The sequence below is a fragment of the Psychrobacter pasteurii genome, assembly GCF_900162815.1.
Lineage (GTDB): Bacteria > Pseudomonadota > Gammaproteobacteria > Pseudomonadales > Moraxellaceae > Psychrobacter > Psychrobacter pasteurii.
Window position 1 is genome coordinate 1 of the sequence record NZ_FUGD01000167.1, and the last position, 896, is coordinate 896.

Annotated in this window: 1 protein-coding gene and 1 tRNA gene; both read left to right on the plus strand. The window is 42.0% G+C overall.

Annotated features, from left to right (window positions below; genetic code table 11):
• Positions 1-103: 103 nt before the first annotated feature.
• Positions 104-688: an MFS transporter gene (locus tag A1232T_RS13015; RefSeq protein WP_279625900.1), complete on the plus strand. Its 585-nt coding sequence runs from the start codon at positions 104-106 to the stop codon at positions 686-688.
• A 113-nt stretch (positions 689-801) separates the two neighbouring features.
• Positions 802-877 (plus strand) — tRNA-Val (locus A1232T_RS13020).
• Positions 878-896 lie beyond the last annotated feature (19 nt).

An 896-nucleotide genomic window follows, 5' to 3' on the forward strand; every position in this document is an offset into this window, starting at 1 on the left:
GCAGAAAATCGTGGTCTGTGAGTTTATGATTTCTAGGGGTCTTTTTCGGCATATGATTCTATTATGTTGTTGAGTTGGTTGTATTGTACCTTATTTTGTAGAATTGGTATTATTGCCGTTATACTTGCAAATTGGACTGGGTCTAACTGCATTGACAGCAGGCCTTGTATTGATGCCTGGCTGTGCTATCAATGGTATTTTGTCACCCGTTGCAGGCCGAGCTTATGATATGTATGGCCCTAAGGTTCTATTGACCCCTGGCTTCTTGATCATGCTATTTATGCTGTGGAATTTATCTCATGTCACTACAGACACCTCGATGTACACCGTAGTGCTATTGCACTCGGGGCTGATGGTTGGCGTAACCTTCGTTATGATGCCCTTGCAAACCCATGGCTTAAACGCTCTGCCAGCCAACTTGTATCCAGATGGAACCGCTTTAATTAATACTTTGCTGCAGATCTCTGGCTCTATTGGTACGGCGCTCGCCATTACCATTATGTCGGCTTCTCAAAACAGCTTCCTTAAAAGCGTAAGTAATCCATCAGATCCTGCGATGGAAAGTATTTCATTGACTGCAGGGGGTCAAACAGCCTTTATATTGGGTATTGTACTGGCCATTCTTGGGGTAATTATGTCGCTATTTATGAACAAGCCTACCCCTAAAGAACAACCTCAAACTCAATAAGAGCAAAAAAGTTAAAAATATATTTGACACACAGAAAATAGTGTATATAATACCCACCTACATTCAGAGGACATAGTAATCAAGCTAAGTTCTTTAATGTAAAGTAAAACTCAGGGTGATTAGCTCAGTTGGTAGAGCGTCTGCCTTACACGCAGAATGTCGGCAGTTCGAGCCTGTCATCACCCACCACTATTTTTAGAAAGTGGTT